Raw genomic sequence first — 16270 nt, forward strand, 5'->3', positions numbered from 1 at the left:
CCTTATGGAAATTGCTCTCAAATCACAATGTTCGTACAGCTATGGAATGAATCGCGTTATGACGGTTATCAGTAAACATGAATTACTTTAGCTATGCAATCAGGCTTCCTAAAAACACTTTGTAGCCAATCAATTCTTGAGTATAAAAAAAATTCCTTTAATAATAAGGTATGCTAATCAGGAATTTAATAAAACAAGCAACTCAAGTAGGAAGCAGTGAAAATGCAATACGGTATGTCGAATATCTCTATCAATTTGAGAAGTTTAGAAACACATTAAACCTCACTTTATCACTAATAAAGCAAAATAGGCTCTCATTTGAAATATACCAAGAGGGATTAGTGGATATGGAAGAGGGAGTGTGTAAGACAATCAGGTCTTCCAGTGTAAATAGATATGTTATTGTACTGAGGAAGTCAAACCCATACATTATAGTGCATGAACTTTCACACATGGTTGAAAATGAACTGAACTTAAATTTGGAGCAGGAATTCCTCCATAAAGTTTACCAGGATATTGAGCAGAACCTAAAGCAAGCAAATATTCTTGTGCAGAAAATTATCGGCCAAGTTATATTTAAGGAGATACAGGCTTATCAAACTGCAAAATCACGTGCATCTGAATTATTTGCACGCTATTTTGAGCTATTTGCTTGGGCGCAGGAGGTTTACCCTAAAGATAAAGAATACTTAATCCGCACTCAAGACTTAAACAAAGTGTTCCTTGCTACTGGCCAATGGAAAAAGAGCTACCTTGATTCACAAATGATGGAGAGAATAGATAAGGAAATCAAGGAATACAGCAATAAAACTGCCACTAAAGACGTAACCAAAGTGCAAAGCAGTTGGACTAATAAATTTTCTCCTGGGGGCAAAAAAATTAGCTCTATATTTGGAGATGATGATTAGCTTATAGTGCAGGCCAGACGTCATACCGCCGCGAATCGTCATACCGCGATTCATTCCATAGCTGTACGAACATTGTGATTTGAGAGCAATTTCCATAAGGGAGGATGTCATTCCAGTGCCAAGCACTGGAATCCAGCCTTTCCATAATCATCAAAACATTGTATTTTAACGTAAAACAGCTATTTTTATGCTCACCAACTTAATAAAATTCCTGGATCCAAGTAGTCAGGGCACTGGGATGACATTACAGGGGCACTGAAATGACACCATTTTCGGTCTCTTAAATTGCTTTAGCCATAAATATTTAAGAAATTTACTAAATAAAAAAAAGGCAAAAGAAGCCCCGTGGTGGTTGGCTATTTACCATGTACTAAAATATCGGCGTTTTTTTATTCTAAAACGCTTGATTAAGAGCGATTTAGCTGCTTTTAACTTGCAACTAACCTACACCGCAAGTGTTTAAGAAATTTACCAAGCAGGAAAAAAGGCAAAGAAACCCTAGGATAGCTAGTATTCAAATTCTCCCTTGTCAATTTGACGTTTTTTGCTGTCTTAAACGCTTTGTAAGCGCGTTTCGGCTTATATAGGTAAAAACCTAAAAATTTTTAAAGACATGCGGTGCACGTAGTGCGAAAAATTAAACATGAGACGCCAAATACCCTAAGTTTTTTGTCATTAACCTGCACAGATTGCGAAGATAAATAAATAGCTTCAGTTTCATGATAAGAGGGCTGGCGGAGTTTGTCAAGTAAGTTTTTTCGTTTCTGTGACCAGTTGGACTTAAAGTCTACACAAAAAACGTTTACAACCAACGTTCAACATGGTAAATTAAAAACGGTTTATTCCTCGGTAGCTCAGTGGTAGAGCAGTTGGCTGTTAACCAATTGGTCGCTGGTTCGAATCCGGCCCGGGGAGCGTTTCTCTGTCAAATTCTAGTGTTGATTTTATATGAACATTAAATCAGTGGTTTTATGTATACTAGATGGCTGGGGAAATGGAATAGAGAATAATAAATACAACGCTATCAGCAACGCAAATCCACCCTGTTGGCAATATATTAGCTCTAATTATCCAAAATGCAGTTTATCCGCCTGTGGAGCTGATGTGGGGTTACCTGGTGGTCAAATAGGTAATTCAGAAGTTGGCCATATGAATATTGGCAGTGGTAGAGTAGTAATACAAAGCCTTCAGCGCATTAATCAAGAGATTGGAACAATAGAAAACAATGCAAATCTACAAAGTTTTATTAGTAATCTAAAAAGTAAGAACGGAGTATGCCATATAATGGGATTAGTGTCAGATGGCGGTGTTCATTCGCATCAAAAGCATATTTCAACTTTAGCAAATAAAATATCACAGCATGGAATAAAAGTGGTGATACATGCATTTTTAGATGGCAGAGACACATTGCCAAATTCAGGAAAAAAATGCATTCAAGAATTTACAAAGAGTATAAAGGGAAATGACACAAGAATTGCTACTGTTTCTGGGCGTTACTATGCTATGGACCGTGACAACAGGTGGAAGAGAACAATCGAAGCTTATGAGGCTATCGCATTTGCAAAGGCACCTTGTCATGATAATGCAGTATCGTTGATTGAGAATAACTATCAAAATAACATAACTGATGAGTTTATCAGGCCCGCAGTAATAGGTGATTATCAAGGTATAAAACCAGAAGATGGAGTGCTGTTGGCTAACTTTCGTGCTGATCGAATGATACAATTAGCAAGTATTTTGCTTGGCAAAACAGATTACGCTAAGGTAGCAAAATTCTCTTCAATTTTAAGTATGATGAAGTATAAAGAAGATCTCAAAATTCCTTATATTTTTCCTCCTACTTCTTTCGCTGATACTCTAGGACAAACAATAGAAGAAAATAAATTACGACAATTACGTATCGCCGAAACCGAGAAATACGCTCATGTGACTTTCTTTTTCAATTGTGGAAAAGAAGAACCTTTCTCTGGTGAAGAAAGAATACTCATTCCCTCACCAAAAGTTCAAACTTACGATTTGCAGCCCGAAATGTCAGCCTTCGAGCTCACAGAAAAGCTTGTAGAAAAAATTCACTCCCAAGAATTCGCACTGATAGTTGTAAATTACGCTAATCCTGATATGGTAGGGCATACAGGTAATATAAAAGCAGCCGAGAAAGCTGTGCTAGCTGTAGATGATTGTCTTGCGAAAGTGCTGAATGCTGTTAAAAAGTCAAGCAACACCGCATTAATTGTTACTGCAGACCATGGTAACGTGGAATGTATGTTCGATGAAGAAAATAATACACCTCATACAGCACACACTCTAAATAAAGTGCCATTTATTGTGTCTTGCGATAATCTAAAACTAAGAGACGGAAGGTTATCTGACATTGCCCCTACTATTTTACAGCTACTTGGAATTAAAAAACCAAACGAAATGACAGGCAGTTCGTTGATTTCTTGCATTACCCTCTGTCATTCCAGCTAGGCAGCGTTATGCACCGGAATGACATCAAATAGATGTGTTTTAACTTAATCCAACTTTTAAATTTTTCGCTGTTAGTACTAATGATTCATTAAAGAAGCTGTCAATATCACCAATACTATCTATATTTTTTGTACTGATAGATTGGTCAATTCTTTTGACCAAATTAGATAAAACTTTATTAGGGCCAATTTCAACAAATTTGTTAATGCCACGGCTTGACATATACAAAACCATTTCTCTCCATTTCACTCTGCTTACAACTTGCTTGGCGAGTAAAGTTTTTATAACTTTGGGATCACTCTCCTCTTTAGCTGTAACATTTGATATCAAAGGAACTATAGGACGGGTTATTTTAATACCCTTCAAAAACTCCAAAACTTTTTCATCAGCAGGTTTCATAAGAGATGAATGAAAAGGCCCACTAACCTGTAATTTAATTAGTTTCCTCACACTCGAGTTTTTGAATAAATCGGGTAACATTTCAAGAGCTTCTCTAGTGCCACTTATAACCACTTGTCCGCCACCGTTATCGTTTGCAATTTCACAAATTCCGTCAATTTGAACTGATTTCAATATATCTTCCACTTCATTTATCTCTGCTCCAAGCAACGCAACCATTCCGCCTTTACATTTCAGTGAAGCTTCATGCATTGCTTCGCTGCGAACTTTCAGCAGCTTGATTGCAGACTCAAGCGTTAACGCTCCTGCAGCACACAGCGCTGTATATTCGCCAACTGAATGCCCACAAACATATTTAACATTGTGATCAGTGAAAAGAGATTTGCCAAACACATGCTCCATAACACGTAGCATTGCAATTGATACTGCCATTATAGCTGGCTGAGCGTTTTCTGTAATGGTTAATTCTTCAATAGGACCGTTGAAGATTAAATGAGACAGCTTTCTATCCAATATGCTATCTACTTCATTAAATACTTGTCTTGCAACAGAAAACTCACTATATAAGCTCTTTCCCATTCCTACAAACTGAGAGCCCTGACCGGGGAAAGCAAAAATCATGATAGTTATTATTTATTCCTTATTAAATATACTACTTTATTTATTTTTTGTCAATATTTTAGAATAATGATTGACTTAGTGAATTAAGTTCACTAGAATATTAACTGACTAAAAATTTATAAACAACAATGAATTATCATAAAATTATTATAGTTATGACAGACGGTCAAGAGTTTGAAACTCGTTCCACTTATGGAAAGGAGGGAGATAGGGTAAAACTTGATAGAGATCCTCTTACTCACCCTGCATGGACTGGAAGTTTGACAAGCGGGTTAGCAAGTAAAACTAGCAAATTAGCTAAGTTTAACGATAAATATGGAAGCATTTTCTAATTTTCCTCCTCTTTAAGTTTTAGAGAGTTTACTGAAGCATGCATAAATACAAAAATATAGGCTATGTTGTTTCTCCATCACCAAAATCGCAGGAAGTGTCTAAACTATTAAAGAAACTTAATTTTATCAATATAACAGAAGAAAATAAGTCCGAAATTGATCTACTGATAGTTGTTGGCGGTGATGGCTTTATGCTGCGTACCTTGCATAATTACGTTATAGAAAATAAAAACATGCATGTGTATGGGGTAAATACCGGCAATGTTGGGTTTTTGATGAATAAATGCTTTAGCCGCAGTGAAGATTTAATTGATCATATAGAACATGCAACTTCAACTCAGTTAACTTTGCTAAAAATGGAAGCAACAGACACAAGTGGCAAGAGGTATCACTACATAGCGGTAAACGAGGTATATGTTTTTAGAAAAGCAAACCAAATAGTAGAAATGAATATCACTATTAATGATAAGCTAAAAGTAGAAAAATTTAGAGGGGACGGAGTAATATTATCTACTCCCACAGGTAGCACTGCATATAACTTCTCTGCCGGTGGCCCAATCTTGCCGCTAAATTCAAATTTACTTGCATTAACCTCTATCAATAGCTATTACCCAAGGCATTGGAATGGAGCGTTAATATCAAACGATACAATCGTACAAATTGACATTAACGACACAAAAAACCGTCCAGCACTTGTAGTATCAGATTACAAAGAATTTCATGATATATCACAGATAAAAATACAAAAAGACCATGAGAACACAATCACTTTGCTTTTTGACAAAGATTACCCTCTGAATGAAAGAATCTTTGATAGACAATTTCTATACTAATAATTATCCGTAAATTGGTATTTACTATATCTTAATAACTATAGCGTAATCAATGCAGCATAGTAATTAACTTTGGAGTGAATATGCATGGGTCAGTCGAAAAATCAACAGTAAAATTAACTTCTTACGAACAAACAGGTGACAATAGCAAGATAACACTAAAAGATCCACCATCCCCTGAAGAAGCAGGAAATGCTATCTCAAGTGTACTGAATGTAGTACCACGTGTGCAGGGAATGTCACATGAAGAATCAGATGATGAGGAAGTGGATCCTACTTATGCATCTGTAAATCGACAAAAAGATGGTGATGGAGCACCACCGATTTTGCCAAAAGCTCCAGGTTTACAAGACAAAGAAGACAAAAATTTGTTTGGTCTTAGTACTGAAGTACTACCTCCTTCCCTAGAAGAAACAAAAGGTGAGACTCATGATTGGGTATCACAAACAGCAAGTTTAGGTTTAGGAGGATTATCTGGTAATGGATCAGAAGAACATATTTATGCAGCTATAGACCCAAATGCAAAATCTTCGAAAAAGAGTTTAGACAGTGGAATAGGTGGTCAAAACTCAAAAGATGATTTAGGTGCGTCTTCAAATACTTTACCATCGTATAAAAGCAAAGATGACTCTGAAGAGTCTTTGTCACTAAATTCTGATATAGGTAGCACAACAAATAAAAAAACAAACAGATTCTTGCCAAGAGCAAAGTATGCCATGCAGCAGAAGGGTTTTATAATTTTTGGTGCAAGTGCTATTATACTCAGTATATCTGCAGCTTTATTATATTTACAAGATAAAGCAAAATTTATTGCATTTTTTACAAACAGCCCAAAATATATCACTATACCAGTTATCGCACTTGCTGCATTGCTTACAATTGGTCCAATATTTTTTGCAACAAGGCAATTTATAGATACTGAAGAACATTCCATTCAAAAAAAAGATGCGGATAAAATTTTAGCTGAGGTGTTGGAGCACCAGCCAAAAGATAAAGCTATAAAATCTGTAAGACTGGAATATAGCAATGGCACTCATTCAAATTTTGTACTTAATGCTTGGGAAGCTAAACAAGGCTTCACTAACATTGACGAAAAAGTAATTACTAGAACTAATAAAATAAAATCAGTAATTAACGACAGACCAATATTTACTGCATTATTTACTGGTGTAGTTGCTGCAAATATAGCGTTTCCTCTAGGGCTACTTGCAACACATGGTGTTAATGGTGTACAAAAATTTTACCAAAACCCTTTGACTAATAACATAGGATTATCATTACTTATAGGTTCTGGTATACTTGCATTACTCATTGTGGGTTTTGGCATACATTATTATAGAAAAACAAATTGCACTAATCTTATATATTCGCAGGAAAAGATTGACCCTGAAAGCGTTAACAAGAAATTCATTGAAGAAATAAAACACGAAAGAACAAATGTTCTTGGGGAAAACCACGGTAAAGACGCTAAACGCAGCAGCTTAACGCTTGAGCAAGTTGTGGTTCAATCTCATAATTGTAAGGATGTTGTTTATAGTGTCGGTTAATAAAATGCATGATATAGCTAGTGCAGCCCTACGTCATACCGCTGCAGACCGTCATACCGCGATTCATTCGCGATATCTCTAGATCCCGCTAACACGTAGCGGGATGACGATTGTCAGGGTAGCACCTCCCTCCCCTGTCATCCAAGTAGCTGACTGACCTTACCCAGAAAAAGTGGAGAGAAAGTTTGGAATGTTTTTCACAAAGAGAATGATGAATCAAAATGCTCAGGAATGCAATAGTTAATAGTGACGTTGTTTGTTATAAAAAATTTCTATATATTCAAATATAGCAGTTTTGATATGCTGTTTAGAGTGCCGAGAGGTGTCTATTGGTAACTCCCTTTTTAGAGAACTGAAGAAGCTTTCCACAACAGAATTGTCGTAACAACAACCTTTATGACTCATCTATGTTTTTTATGGATAAGAGATATTGATAACCTTGCAAAGTATATTGTGAACCTTGATCACTATGTAATAGTAGATTTTTGGCAGGTTTACGCTTGTTAACGGCCATTAATAAAGAGTCCATAACCTATTGTTTATTTATTGAACTGCTCATTAACTACCATGCGTGAATATAGATCGATTATTGCTGCCAAATATAGCCATCCCTCCTTGGTTTTGATGTAAGTAATCCCATACTTTATTTGGTTGATCAACAATAAAGTTTTGATCTAGTATATTGGGAGCTACAGCTCTATTATCTGTTTGTTGTTTTTTAATTTTAAACTTTCTTCTCAGTATAGCCCTGATGTCATTTTTCTGCATAATACTTTGCACCGTTTTCAAATTGCAACTTTTACCCAAAGCCTTCAATTCAGCATGAATTTTAGGAGCTCCATATCTACATTTAAAAGCTTGATATATTTTTTGAATATCTGCTAATAACTCTTTATTTGCTGATTCTCTACTGCTTATTTTCCTTGTAGTCCACTTATAGTAGCCACTAGCAGATACATTCAAAACCCTACATAATTCCTGCACTTTATAGTGTTTACTATGCTCTTTTATGAAAAAATATTTTACTCTTTTTGACTGGCCAGGGCTTTTTTTTAAATGTCTCTTTCTCTTGTTACTTTTGCTAACTCTTTCTGTAAATCAAATCTCTCTTTGTCATAAGGTGCTACATCTGGAAATGCATTTGCCGCTGACTTTTTTTCGTTATATTTCTTCATCCATTTTCCTAATACACTATCCCTTATTCCTAGATCTCTTGCTACTTTTGCAACTGGTTGACCTACCTTTCTTTGTTCATTTGCCAGCTTAACAGCTTCCAATTTGAATTCTGCCGTATATTCTCTTGCCATTTCTAATCCTCCAAAATTTTATTTTACCCGAAAAAACTCCTTTCTTTCTCTCCACTTTTTCTGGGTAAGGTCAGTCTGTCCAGGTTCCAAGATCGGTGTCAAAAATTGCTCAAACCATCCATTAAAAACATCCATATTACAGTGGCCTTCAAAGGTTAACGGAACAACTATCTTTCTTCCACTTAAGGCTGCAACCATACTGATTCGTTGAGTTTTCTTTCCAGATTTTAAGGCATAAAACCGCTGTCCTTTCTGGCAATATCTGTAGGGGTAGTCTTCGGTGTTATCAATGCCAGACTCATCTATATACACTAAGTTTTTAGGTTCTTTTGTCGCTATAATTTTCAAAAATTCAGCACGTTTTTCTTCGTTTCTTTCCTTGTATCCATATGTCTTTTTTTGCGCGTAAATCCAATTTTTTTAAGGGCTCGATAGATCGTTTGGATACTAACGTTGTTCCAAAGTTTAGCCATTTCCGATAGAGTCTTTCCTCCGTGTTCTCTGGCAAATTTGGCAAAGGTACCCCAGTCGGTAATTTTGTGATTGTAACCCCCATTTCCAAGTTTTTTTGATTGAAAGTCTCCTGTTTCTTTTCTTCTTTGCTGCCACTCCCATAAAGTAGTTCGTCCAATCTTAAATCTTGCTGCCACTGTTTCTCTGCTTTCTCCTTCGTCTAGCGCTTCCATTGCTTTTTTTCTTAAATCATAACTATATGCTGCTGGCATTCAACCTCCTTATCATCATCTACCCTTATCCTATCACATCCGGACTTTTATGGAAAGAGCTATACTTGGTAGAGTTAAATTTCCTGGATCCAAGTAGTCGGCTACTCGGATGACAGGAGAAGGTACTGCCGTCATAAAGGAACCAGTGTCAGCTACTTGGATGATACCTTTTTTCTACTTAGTTTGGGTTATGCAAGAAGTCTATTATAATCAGGCTTTAAGTGTGCGGAAGTAATTTTTTTCGTTAAAGTAAAAAATTTTTTCTATAGCTGATCAAAGTGGGATCAAGAGAAACTTACCACTTTCTTTACAAAGGGTTTGATGTTACCATTTGACTGCCTATTCTGAATTTATTGAATGAACGTTAACATAAAGAATCTAGTTCATGCTTTCTCTAAATTGCCAAGTTTAGGGCCATCATCATCACGCAGGTTAGTTATACATTTACTCCAAAACAAAGAAAAAGTTATGCTACCACTTGCATCTTTGATTAAAGAGCTAGCAGATCTTATAATAGAGTGTGAAGTTTGCGGAAATCTAGATACTAAGTCACCTTGTTCTATTTGTACTAACCCAAAACGTGACACTAAGTTACTGTGTGTAGTAGAAGAATTAGGTGATCTATGGGCGTTTGAAAAAGGAAATATATATTCAGGTTTATACCATGTTTTGGGTGGCAGATTGTCTGCAATAAATGGCATAGGTCCAAAAGAACTCAACCTTGACACTATTCTGAAAAGAGTGACAGAGTCTAAAATTGAAGAGATAATTATCGCAATTAATCCGACATTAGAGGGCCAAGTTACTGCACAATATATAATTGAATTGCTAAAAAATTTGGATGTGAAAATATCACGCCTTGCTTGCGGCATACCAATGGGCGGAGAAATTGACTATCTTGATGAAGGAACGCTGAGGATAGCACTTACTTCAAGACAAGAATATGAGTTAAATATAAAATAAGACATGTGCTTAAAAAAACTTATATCGCTAATAACATTCAAAAAGAAAAAAATAGTGCCACCACTTAAAGTGGTGGCTTGGGAAAATGACCACCTAAACTATAAGCAATTTTCAGGTAAATTCAACACTATAATTAAAACAATTGATCAGTCTTTTACAATAATATCTTTGGAAGGATATGATGGATGGGGCAAGACGTTTTTTTTGAAAGAATGGGTAAAAGAGTTAAAACAGCAAAATGAAATTGCAGCTTATTATAGTGCATGGGATATCAATGCATTGGACCAACCACTGCCTTCTTTTTTAAATTTCCTATTTGAAGATTTATTTGTATCGTATAAAGTAAAAAGAAGTGTTATACAACAGTTCAAGAACATAAACCAAGAGCTATTTTCTCTAAACACACTAGGAAAGCTGATCAGTAAATCTCCACTTGCTATGCTTTCAGTATTTCTTGATGCTGCAAAAGAGGCTGATAAAAAAGACATAGGTTTTGTCTTGAGTGAATTAAGTCTTCTCCAAAGAAGAAAAGAGAGTACTAGAGATTTTAAAACACAGTTAGCGGATGTGGTTAATAAAATCAGAAAAGACAAAAACATTTATATAATGGTGGATAATCTTGATGTGTGCCGTCCTAAATTCGTTGTCGATTTTTTGGAATCTATAAAGTATATGCTTGATGTGGAGGGGCTGGTTTTCATTATTTCTGTAAGTAAAGATAAGAGTAATGTACAAAGAGCAATCAGCACAATACTTGGACCAAATTTTGACCTAAAATCTTTTACTGATCTCTCTTTACATTTGCCAAAACAACCGATAGAAAAATTTACAAAAGAACTATTTGAAAATATTAAATTACCGAAAAAGTCAAAAAATTTGATTGTAGATAGTTTTATATTTTATACAGAAAGCCTGTCACTATCGTTAAAAACAATAGAATACTGCGTAAAAAAAATAAAGCTGTGTCTTCTGAATCACACAAGAGAAGAATTACCTGATCCGAATTTGTTTTCATTTTTGGTAATACTGCAATCGATAAATATTGATATATATGAGGAATTAGGTTTTTCATATCAAAGAGCATTGGAAAAAATTGAAAATGAATATAAATCTTTAGTTCTAAATGGTCAAGAAGAATGGGAAAAACTTAAAACCTCTCTAGAAACTGCTTTTGCAGAGAGGGAGTCAAAAATTAACAAAGCTATAAAGGATATACTATTTTGAAAAGATACCCTACCTTTACATATACAAAGATAGGGTAACATTTGATTAACGCCCTTTTACTATGTCATTACCTTGTTCAAACTTTCTGATTAATTCGCTTACATTGACATTAGATAATTTTTTACCTGCAGATTTGTCATTATGTGAAGCATCAGGTTTACGAAGGTCTTCCTTACTGTTACTCCTAGTAATATTACATCTAACAATGTTTGAATTATTAGACTTATCGCTTACATCTGAAATATTGCTTTTTTCACTACATGAAGACGAATTACTCGACATATTGCCTAAGCTAAAGAGCTTTTTACCTTGATAGATTGGATTCCAATCAAGTGGATTATAAGTTTTTTTGCTAGTCTCAACCTTTTGGTTATTTTGCTGTTTAGGAGAAAAACCAAGTTTTTCTCTTTCTTTCTTGCTTAGCGTTTTGAGAAATTTTACGGTTTCTAATTCATCAGTTGCTTGTACTTTATGTAAATCAAAGCTTTTTTGATGGTTATCCTGCTTAACATTTTCCATCATTTTATCTTTTATTGTTCTATCCTCATCATCAGAAGTGCTGCTACTAATATCACTGATACCACTATCCCCTGAATTGCGGCGTTGTTTGTTAGGAGTGCTATGAATGTTGTCTTCCATGAGTTTTTGCATTGTTGGACCAAATGTTCTTCCAAGATTGCTACTCACTGTTTTATTACTATCATTTGCTTGAGAATGAGGTACATTTCGCTCAAAAATTGCTTTTATTCCAGCAAATTTAGCTTGGGAAGATTTCGGAGGAACAGGTGGGGCAACCATGCCTTTTGAGTTAATCTTTCCTTCATTTTGAGGAAAAATTTTTGGATTATTTTTTTCTACTGTAGTATTCATTTTTTGTATCCGTTCAGCGGAGTGGCAGAATAAGGTAGACAAGGTGATCTAAAAAGATAATCATAGAGCAAAAGTGAAGTAATATGGTAAACCTTTTAGAACTTTGCAAAAATTTACAGCAAAAAATAGAAAGGTTAGAAGCAAAAATAGAAAGATTGGAAAAAGAGAATGAAAGTTTAAAAGCAGAAAATAAGGCTTTAAAGATAGAAAATGCTGAGTTAAGAGAAAGACTCGGTTTAAGCTCAAAAAATTCATCAATACCAAGTTCCAAAGAGTTGTATAAAATAAAAAAGAATAAGCCGAAAAGCGAAAGGAATATTGGCGGTCAGGTTGGTCATAAAGGAAGTTTTCGCGCCAACATGGATGCAGATAAAGTAGTAAAGATAGAGTTGCCTAATACTTGCGAATGCGGAGGAGAAATTGCAATATGTGAAAAACCATATATTCATCAGAAAGTTGATCTTCCAGAAATCAAGCCTTATGTAGTGGAATATCAGTTAGAACATGGCCGTTGTCGGAGATGCGGAAAGAGAAGAAGTAGCAAGTTACCGGAAGGTGTTACGCCAGATACATTTGGTCCAAGGGTTAAGTCAATAATTGCAGCGTTCAGCGGATTCTACAAAAATTCAAAACGCGAAATAGCGAGTGTCGTAAATGATATCTTCAATTTGAACATAAGCGTCGGTAGCATATCAAATAGTGAACATAGAGTTGCTTCAAAATGCAAAAAAATGTATGAGCAGATCGAACAAGAGATAAGTAGGAGTAAAGTTCTACATATTGATGAAACGAGCCATTATAACAAAGGTAAACTCGCTTGGTGTTGGATGTTTGCAAGCAATACGGCAAGTTTTGTAAAATTTACAGAGTCAAGAGGAATGAAAGTTTTACAAAATAGTAAATTCTGCAATCGCAATAGCTTGGTAATAACTGACAGGTATGCAGCATACAATTATTTTGCCGATAAAAACAGGCAAATCTGTTGGGCACATTTATCAAGAGATTTTGAAAGATTAGCACATAGTTGGAATATTGAAGTTAAAGTTCTGGGTTGTTACTTGAGAAACGTGGCCACTGAATTATTTGCACTAAAAAAAGCTTTACTAAAAAGTGAGATAGATGTTTTGAGGTTTGTCAGACGTGCCAGAAAATTAAGAAAACGTACAAAGTATTACTTGAAGGAGATATCTCGTTTACCTGAAGCAATTGGAGCCTCTCGAGTTGCAAAAAATGTTCTGAGATCTGAAAGAATGATGTGGAAATTTTTAGATGACCCAGAAAATATTCCGCTGACAAATAACCACGCTGAACGGCAAATTCGGCATTATGTCGTTTATCGCAAAAACTCATATTTTACACAATCAAAGCGGGGAAATACATTCCTTGAGCGGATAATTTCATTATACTTAACTTGGAAACAAAGGGGTCTCAATCCTTTCCAAAATCTCCTATCTATTGTTTCTTAAACCACTCTCCTGAACGGATACCATTTTTTTACCTCTAAACCTATTAACTAATAAAAGTATAAACTTAGAGGTATTAATTTTGTAATAACAATGCTAATAGATTACCGCAGTTTCAATAAGCATCACCAGAGGATTCTCTATATAATGCTTAAAGGCATTTAAAAACTTTGCTCCGAGTGCCCCATCAACTGCTCTATGGTCAACAGAGAGCGTTACTGTCATTATTTCTGCTATTTCTATTTTCTCATTCATAACAATTGGTTGTTTTTTAGATGCACCAACTGCCATAATGCAAGATTGCGGCGGATTGATTATAGCACTGAAGGCTTTTATACCAAACATCCCTAAGTTGGAGATAGTAAACCCTCCTCCTTGAAACTCTTCAGGTTTCAATTTTCCAGATCTTGCTCTGCTTACTAAATCTTTCACTTCTTTTGATATAGATAAAATACCCTTTTTATCAGCATTTTTTACTATAGGAGTAATTAGCCCATCTTCAAGTGCCACAGCGATTGAAATATCTATATTTGAATATCTCAGTATTTTATTATCTATCCACGAAGAATTTATATCAGGAAATTTTTTCATGCTGAAAGCTGCAGCTTTTATGATTAGATCATTAATTGTTACTTTATTGTTTTCATCTGCTGAGTTAATCTCGTTTTTTAACGATATTAACTTATCAACCTGGCAATCTACAGTTAAATAAAAATGTGGAACATTCTGTTTTGATTCAGTCAGGCGCTGTGCTATCACTTGGCGCATGTTGCTTACTTCAACTATGGTATCTTTCTCAGGACTTTCAGTATGTATACCACTGCCTAAAAACTCCAACACATCAGCCTTAATTATGCGACCATATGGTCCTGTACCTTTTAATTGCTGCACATTAACCCCTTCATTTTGAGCTATTTTCTTAGCTAATGGGCTTATTTTTGTTCTACCTTCTGCATAACCCTCTGTCATCTGAGTAGCTGACACTGGGATCCATTCTTCTTTTCCAGATCCCAGCGTCAAGCACTGGGATGACATTGAGGGGTTGGATTCCAGCGTCACGCGCTGGAATGACACCGAAGAATGACTTATTGGCTTTCCGTTTAAATCTCGGTGTTCTGATTTTTGATTATCAACAGCACTTTTTGTCACTTCCTTTTTAACTGCACTATTGATGGAAGTTGAAGTATAGTTGTCAAGTGCACTTTCATCTTCTCCTTCTTCCAGCATTAAAGCTATTGGTTGATTTACAGGCACGCCACTTGTTCCTTCTGTTACTAAAATTTTTGCTAAAACTCCTTCATCTATAGATTCAAACTCCATTATGGCTTTATCAGTCTCTATCTCAGCAATTACGTCGCCTACTTCAACTTTGTCTTGTTCTTTTTTATGCCACTTTACAATTTTTCCTCCAGTTTTGCTCATTGTCGGTGAAAGAGCAGGCATTAATATTTCTATAGGCATTGATTTTGCATTTAAAGATCTATTCAATTTTTAATTTACTCTTTATCTTATGTCAACCTAATCGTGAATTATGATGAATAAGTCTGTTACACTATCCCTCACGTTATCCCAGTGCGTGACACTGGGATCTTGGTTCAGTACTATTATCCTATTGTTTTTATTATTTAGCCATAGCTTGTTTGCTAACAACTTTGTTTCAACCAAATCAAATAAGATCAACATGAGAACGGGGCCAGGGTTTCACTATCCTGTAAAATGGATATACACTTGCAAAAATCTGCCCCTGAAAGTGATAGAAGAGTTTGAGAGTTGGAAAAAGGTCTGCGATATAGATGAAGACTGCGGATGGATCAAAGGCAATCTTCTTAGTGATAAGCGCTACGCGATTGTAAAAGAAGATACTTATGGATATCAAAAACAGAGTGTAGACAGCAAGATTACTATGAAAATAGACAAGTTTGTTGTGATGAAGATAGAAAAATGCAACGAAGAATGGTGCTTTCTTTCCACCCCAAAACGCAAAGCATGGGTACAAAAAAAACATATATATGGGGTTGATTAGGTTGACAAAAGATCTGAATTAACACTAGTTTCTGGGCCTTCTGTAGCATGCTCTTCAGATGAAGCAGAGGGTTCTTGAGGCTCTGGAGACTGTACAGGGTTATCACAGAAACTCCTTAACATCTCCTCAGCGGATGAATCTAAAATTTGTACAATAGACTTTTCACTCTGCTCTTTTAGCGATTGATCCACTCTAGAAATCAACTCAGAAAACTCGCTACCTGATTTTTCAGCTTCATTTTTTATTTTACTTTCTATGCTTGCAATATTGCCTTGTTCAATTTCTTCTTTTGTTATGTTGAACGAATTTGCAGCATCTTGATATCCAATCTTGCAATTTCCACAACCAATTATGCAAAAAGCAATAGAATTAGATATTTCGCTTGCAGCCCACTTATGTATAGCGTAAGCCAAATAATTGTCATGGTATTTAATGCTAAATTGTTGTTCTATTAGCTCAGAAATTTTATTCTTTAGAGACATAAAGTACCCTCCTTACATTCGTTATACCTTTTTGTTAAGATACAGCAATTACACCATTTACTACATGCTTTACTTTAATTAATTATTAAAACGAGAGCATAATT

The 16270-nt window shown here is 35.4% G+C and carries 16 protein-coding genes, 1 tRNA gene and 1 pseudogene; 10 read left to right on the top strand and 8 right to left on the bottom strand.

Annotated features, from left to right (window positions below; translation table 11 throughout):
• Nucleotides 1-170: 170 nt before the first annotated feature.
• The 3 genes from AAGD74_RS05975 to gpmI all read left to right on the top strand — a co-directional run bounded on the left by AAGD74_RS05975 (nucleotide 171) and on the right by gpmI (nucleotide 3377).
• On the top strand, nucleotides 171-908 hold the full coding sequence (locus tag AAGD74_RS05975; protein WP_012673220.1) for a hypothetical protein: 738 nt from the start codon (nucleotides 171-173) through the stop codon (nucleotides 906-908).
• Nucleotides 909-1751: 843 nt separating this feature from the next.
• A tRNA-Asn gene (locus AAGD74_RS05980) sits at nucleotides 1752-1823 on the top strand.
• A 33-nt stretch (nucleotides 1824-1856) separates the two neighbouring features.
• Complete coding sequence (gpmI, locus tag AAGD74_RS05985) at nucleotides 1857-3377, top strand: 2,3-bisphosphoglycerate-independent phosphoglycerate mutase (protein WP_341810611.1); 1521 nt, start codon at nucleotides 1857-1859, stop codon at nucleotides 3375-3377.
• Nucleotides 3378-3416: 39 nt separating this feature from the next.
• Here the strand turns inward: gpmI and fabD are convergent, their stop codons facing one another.
• Nucleotides 3417-4397 carry an ACP S-malonyltransferase gene (gene fabD, locus AAGD74_RS05990; protein WP_155969147.1) on the bottom strand — a complete coding sequence of 327 codons (981 nt, stop codon included), beginning with the start codon at nucleotides 4395-4397 and terminating at the stop codon, nucleotides 3417-3419.
• A gap of 128 nt (nucleotides 4398-4525) precedes the next feature.
• Between fabD and rpmE the strand changes: the two genes are divergently transcribed.
• The 3 genes from rpmE to AAGD74_RS06005 all read left to right on the top strand — a co-directional run bounded on the left by rpmE (nucleotide 4526) and on the right by AAGD74_RS06005 (nucleotide 7109).
• Nucleotides 4526-4729 (top strand): 50S ribosomal protein L31, encoded by a 204-nt coding sequence (gene rpmE, locus AAGD74_RS05995; protein WP_007548602.1) that lies wholly within the window; start codon nucleotides 4526-4528, stop codon nucleotides 4727-4729.
• A 38-nt stretch (nucleotides 4730-4767) separates the two neighbouring features.
• Nucleotides 4768-5562 (top strand): NAD kinase, encoded by a 795-nt coding sequence (locus AAGD74_RS06000; RefSeq protein ID WP_077188301.1) that lies wholly within the window; start codon nucleotides 4768-4770, stop codon nucleotides 5560-5562.
• A gap of 83 nt (nucleotides 5563-5645) precedes the next feature.
• Nucleotides 5646-7109, top strand: a complete 1464-nt coding sequence (locus AAGD74_RS06005; RefSeq protein ID WP_186809127.1) for a hypothetical protein — start codon at nucleotides 5646-5648, stop codon at nucleotides 7107-7109.
• A gap of 240 nt (nucleotides 7110-7349) precedes the next feature.
• On the opposite strand, the gene AAGD74_RS07330 is transcribed toward AAGD74_RS06005, so the two are convergent.
• The 4 genes and pseudogenes from AAGD74_RS07330 to AAGD74_RS06020 form a co-directional block, all read right to left on the bottom strand.
• A complete protein-coding gene (locus AAGD74_RS07330) occupies nucleotides 7350-7514 on the bottom strand; it encodes an IS3 family transposase (RefSeq protein WP_081600772.1) in 165 nt (54 codons plus the stop codon).
• Between the two features lie 153 nt (nucleotides 7515-7667).
• Nucleotides 7668-8072 carry an IS3 family transposase gene (locus tag AAGD74_RS06010; RefSeq protein ID WP_338482321.1) on the bottom strand — a complete coding sequence of 135 codons (405 nt, stop codon included), beginning with the start codon at nucleotides 8070-8072 and terminating at the stop codon, nucleotides 7668-7670.
• Nucleotides 8073-8161: 89 nt separating this feature from the next.
• On the bottom strand, nucleotides 8162-8416 hold the full coding sequence (locus AAGD74_RS06015; protein WP_251371788.1) for a transposase: 255 nt from the start codon (nucleotides 8414-8416) through the stop codon (nucleotides 8162-8164).
• A gap of 72 nt (nucleotides 8417-8488) precedes the next feature.
• Nucleotides 8489-9141 (bottom strand): annotated as a pseudogene (locus tag AAGD74_RS06020) (IS630 family transposase); the annotation flags it as partial.
• Nucleotides 9142-9498: 357 nt separating this feature from the next.
• On the opposite strand from AAGD74_RS06020, the gene recR reads away from it, so the two are divergent.
• Nucleotides 9499-10104 carry a recombination mediator RecR gene (gene recR / locus AAGD74_RS06025; protein WP_010963080.1) on the top strand — a complete coding sequence of 202 codons (606 nt, stop codon included), beginning with the start codon at nucleotides 9499-9501 and terminating at the stop codon, nucleotides 10102-10104.
• Nucleotides 10105-10107: 3 nt separating this feature from the next.
• Entirely contained in the window at nucleotides 10108-11328 is a 1221-nt protein-coding gene (locus tag AAGD74_RS06030) for a P-loop NTPase fold protein (protein WP_077190565.1), read from the top strand.
• Between the two features lie 45 nt (nucleotides 11329-11373).
• On the opposite strand, the gene AAGD74_RS06035 is transcribed toward AAGD74_RS06030, so the two are convergent.
• A complete protein-coding gene (locus AAGD74_RS06035; RefSeq protein ID WP_007550761.1) occupies nucleotides 11374-12198 on the bottom strand; it encodes a hypothetical protein in 825 nt (274 codons plus the stop codon).
• 83 nt (nucleotides 12199-12281) lie between these two features.
• Between AAGD74_RS06035 and AAGD74_RS06040 the strand changes: the two genes are divergently transcribed.
• Complete coding sequence (locus tag AAGD74_RS06040) at nucleotides 12282-13664, top strand: IS66-like element ISWen3 family transposase (protein WP_007548562.1); 1383 nt, start codon at nucleotides 12282-12284, stop codon at nucleotides 13662-13664.
• 93 nt (nucleotides 13665-13757) lie between these two features.
• Here AAGD74_RS06040 and AAGD74_RS06045 read toward each other — a convergent pair whose 3' ends face one another.
• Nucleotides 13758-15122: a pyruvate dehydrogenase complex dihydrolipoamide acetyltransferase gene (locus AAGD74_RS06045; protein WP_341810775.1), complete on the bottom strand. Its 1365-nt coding sequence runs from the start codon at nucleotides 15120-15122 to the stop codon at nucleotides 13758-13760.
• A gap of 70 nt (nucleotides 15123-15192) precedes the next feature.
• Here AAGD74_RS06045 and AAGD74_RS06050 point away from each other — a divergent pair, with 70 nt between their 5' ends.
• Nucleotides 15193-15684: an SH3 domain-containing protein gene (locus AAGD74_RS06050; RefSeq protein ID WP_007551030.1), complete on the top strand. Its 492-nt coding sequence runs from the start codon at nucleotides 15193-15195 to the stop codon at nucleotides 15682-15684.
• Here the strand turns inward: AAGD74_RS06050 and AAGD74_RS06055 are convergent.
• On the bottom strand, nucleotides 15681-16166 hold the full coding sequence (locus AAGD74_RS06055; protein ID WP_236514438.1) for a hypothetical protein: 486 nt from the start codon (nucleotides 16164-16166) through the stop codon (nucleotides 15681-15683). The genes AAGD74_RS06050 and AAGD74_RS06055 overlap by 4 nt on opposite strands.
• Nucleotides 16167-16270: the final 104 nt, after the last annotated feature.

This window comes from Wolbachia endosymbiont (group A) of Campoletis raptor (assembly GCF_964026755.1).
GTDB lineage: Bacteria > Pseudomonadota > Alphaproteobacteria > Rickettsiales > Anaplasmataceae > Wolbachia > Wolbachia pipientis.

What these genes read in the sequence shown, in the direction of transcription:
- AAGD74_RS05975 (WP_012673220.1), top strand. Translation starts at nt 171, where the DNA reads ATGCTAATCAGGAATTTAATAAAACAAGCAACTCAAGTAGGAAGCAGT.
- gpmI (WP_341810611.1), top strand. Translation starts at nt 1,857, where the DNA reads ATGAACATTAAATCAGTGGTTTTATGTATACTAGATGGCTGGGGAAAT.
- fabD (WP_155969147.1), bottom strand. Translation starts at nt 4,397, where the DNA reads ATGATTTTTGCTTTCCCCGGTCAGGGCTCTCAGTTTGTAGGAATGGGA.
- rpmE (WP_007548602.1), top strand. Translation starts at nt 4,526, where the DNA reads ATGAATTATCATAAAATTATTATAGTTATGACAGACGGTCAAGAGTTT.
- AAGD74_RS06000 (WP_077188301.1), top strand. Translation starts at nt 4,768, where the DNA reads ATGCATAAATACAAAAATATAGGCTATGTTGTTTCTCCATCACCAAAA.
- AAGD74_RS06005 (WP_186809127.1), top strand. Translation starts at nt 5,646, where the DNA reads ATGCATGGGTCAGTCGAAAAATCAACAGTAAAATTAACTTCTTACGAA.
- AAGD74_RS07330 (WP_081600772.1), bottom strand. Translation starts at nt 7,514, where the DNA reads ATGAGTCATAAAGGTTGTTGTTACGACAATTCTGTTGTGGAAAGCTTC.
- AAGD74_RS06015 (WP_251371788.1), bottom strand. Translation starts at nt 8,416, where the DNA reads ATGGCAAGAGAATATACGGCAGAATTCAAATTGGAAGCTGTTAAGCTG.
- recR (WP_010963080.1), top strand. Translation starts at nt 9,499, where the DNA reads ATGAACGTTAACATAAAGAATCTAGTTCATGCTTTCTCTAAATTGCCA.
- AAGD74_RS06030 (WP_077190565.1), top strand. Translation starts at nt 10,108, where the DNA reads ATGTGCTTAAAAAAACTTATATCGCTAATAACATTCAAAAAGAAAAAA.
- AAGD74_RS06035 (WP_007550761.1), bottom strand. Translation starts at nt 12,198, where the DNA reads ATGAATACTACAGTAGAAAAAAATAATCCAAAAATTTTTCCTCAAAAT.
- AAGD74_RS06040 (WP_007548562.1), top strand. Translation starts at nt 12,282, where the DNA reads ATGGTAAACCTTTTAGAACTTTGCAAAAATTTACAGCAAAAAATAGAA.
- AAGD74_RS06045 (WP_341810775.1), bottom strand. Translation starts at nt 15,122, where the DNA reads ATGCCTATAGAAATATTAATGCCTGCTCTTTCACCGACAATGAGCAAA.
- AAGD74_RS06050 (WP_007551030.1), top strand. Translation starts at nt 15,193, where the DNA reads ATGATGAATAAGTCTGTTACACTATCCCTCACGTTATCCCAGTGCGTG.
- AAGD74_RS06055 (WP_236514438.1), bottom strand. Translation starts at nt 16,166, where the DNA reads ATGTCTCTAAAGAATAAAATTTCTGAGCTAATAGAACAACAATTTAGC.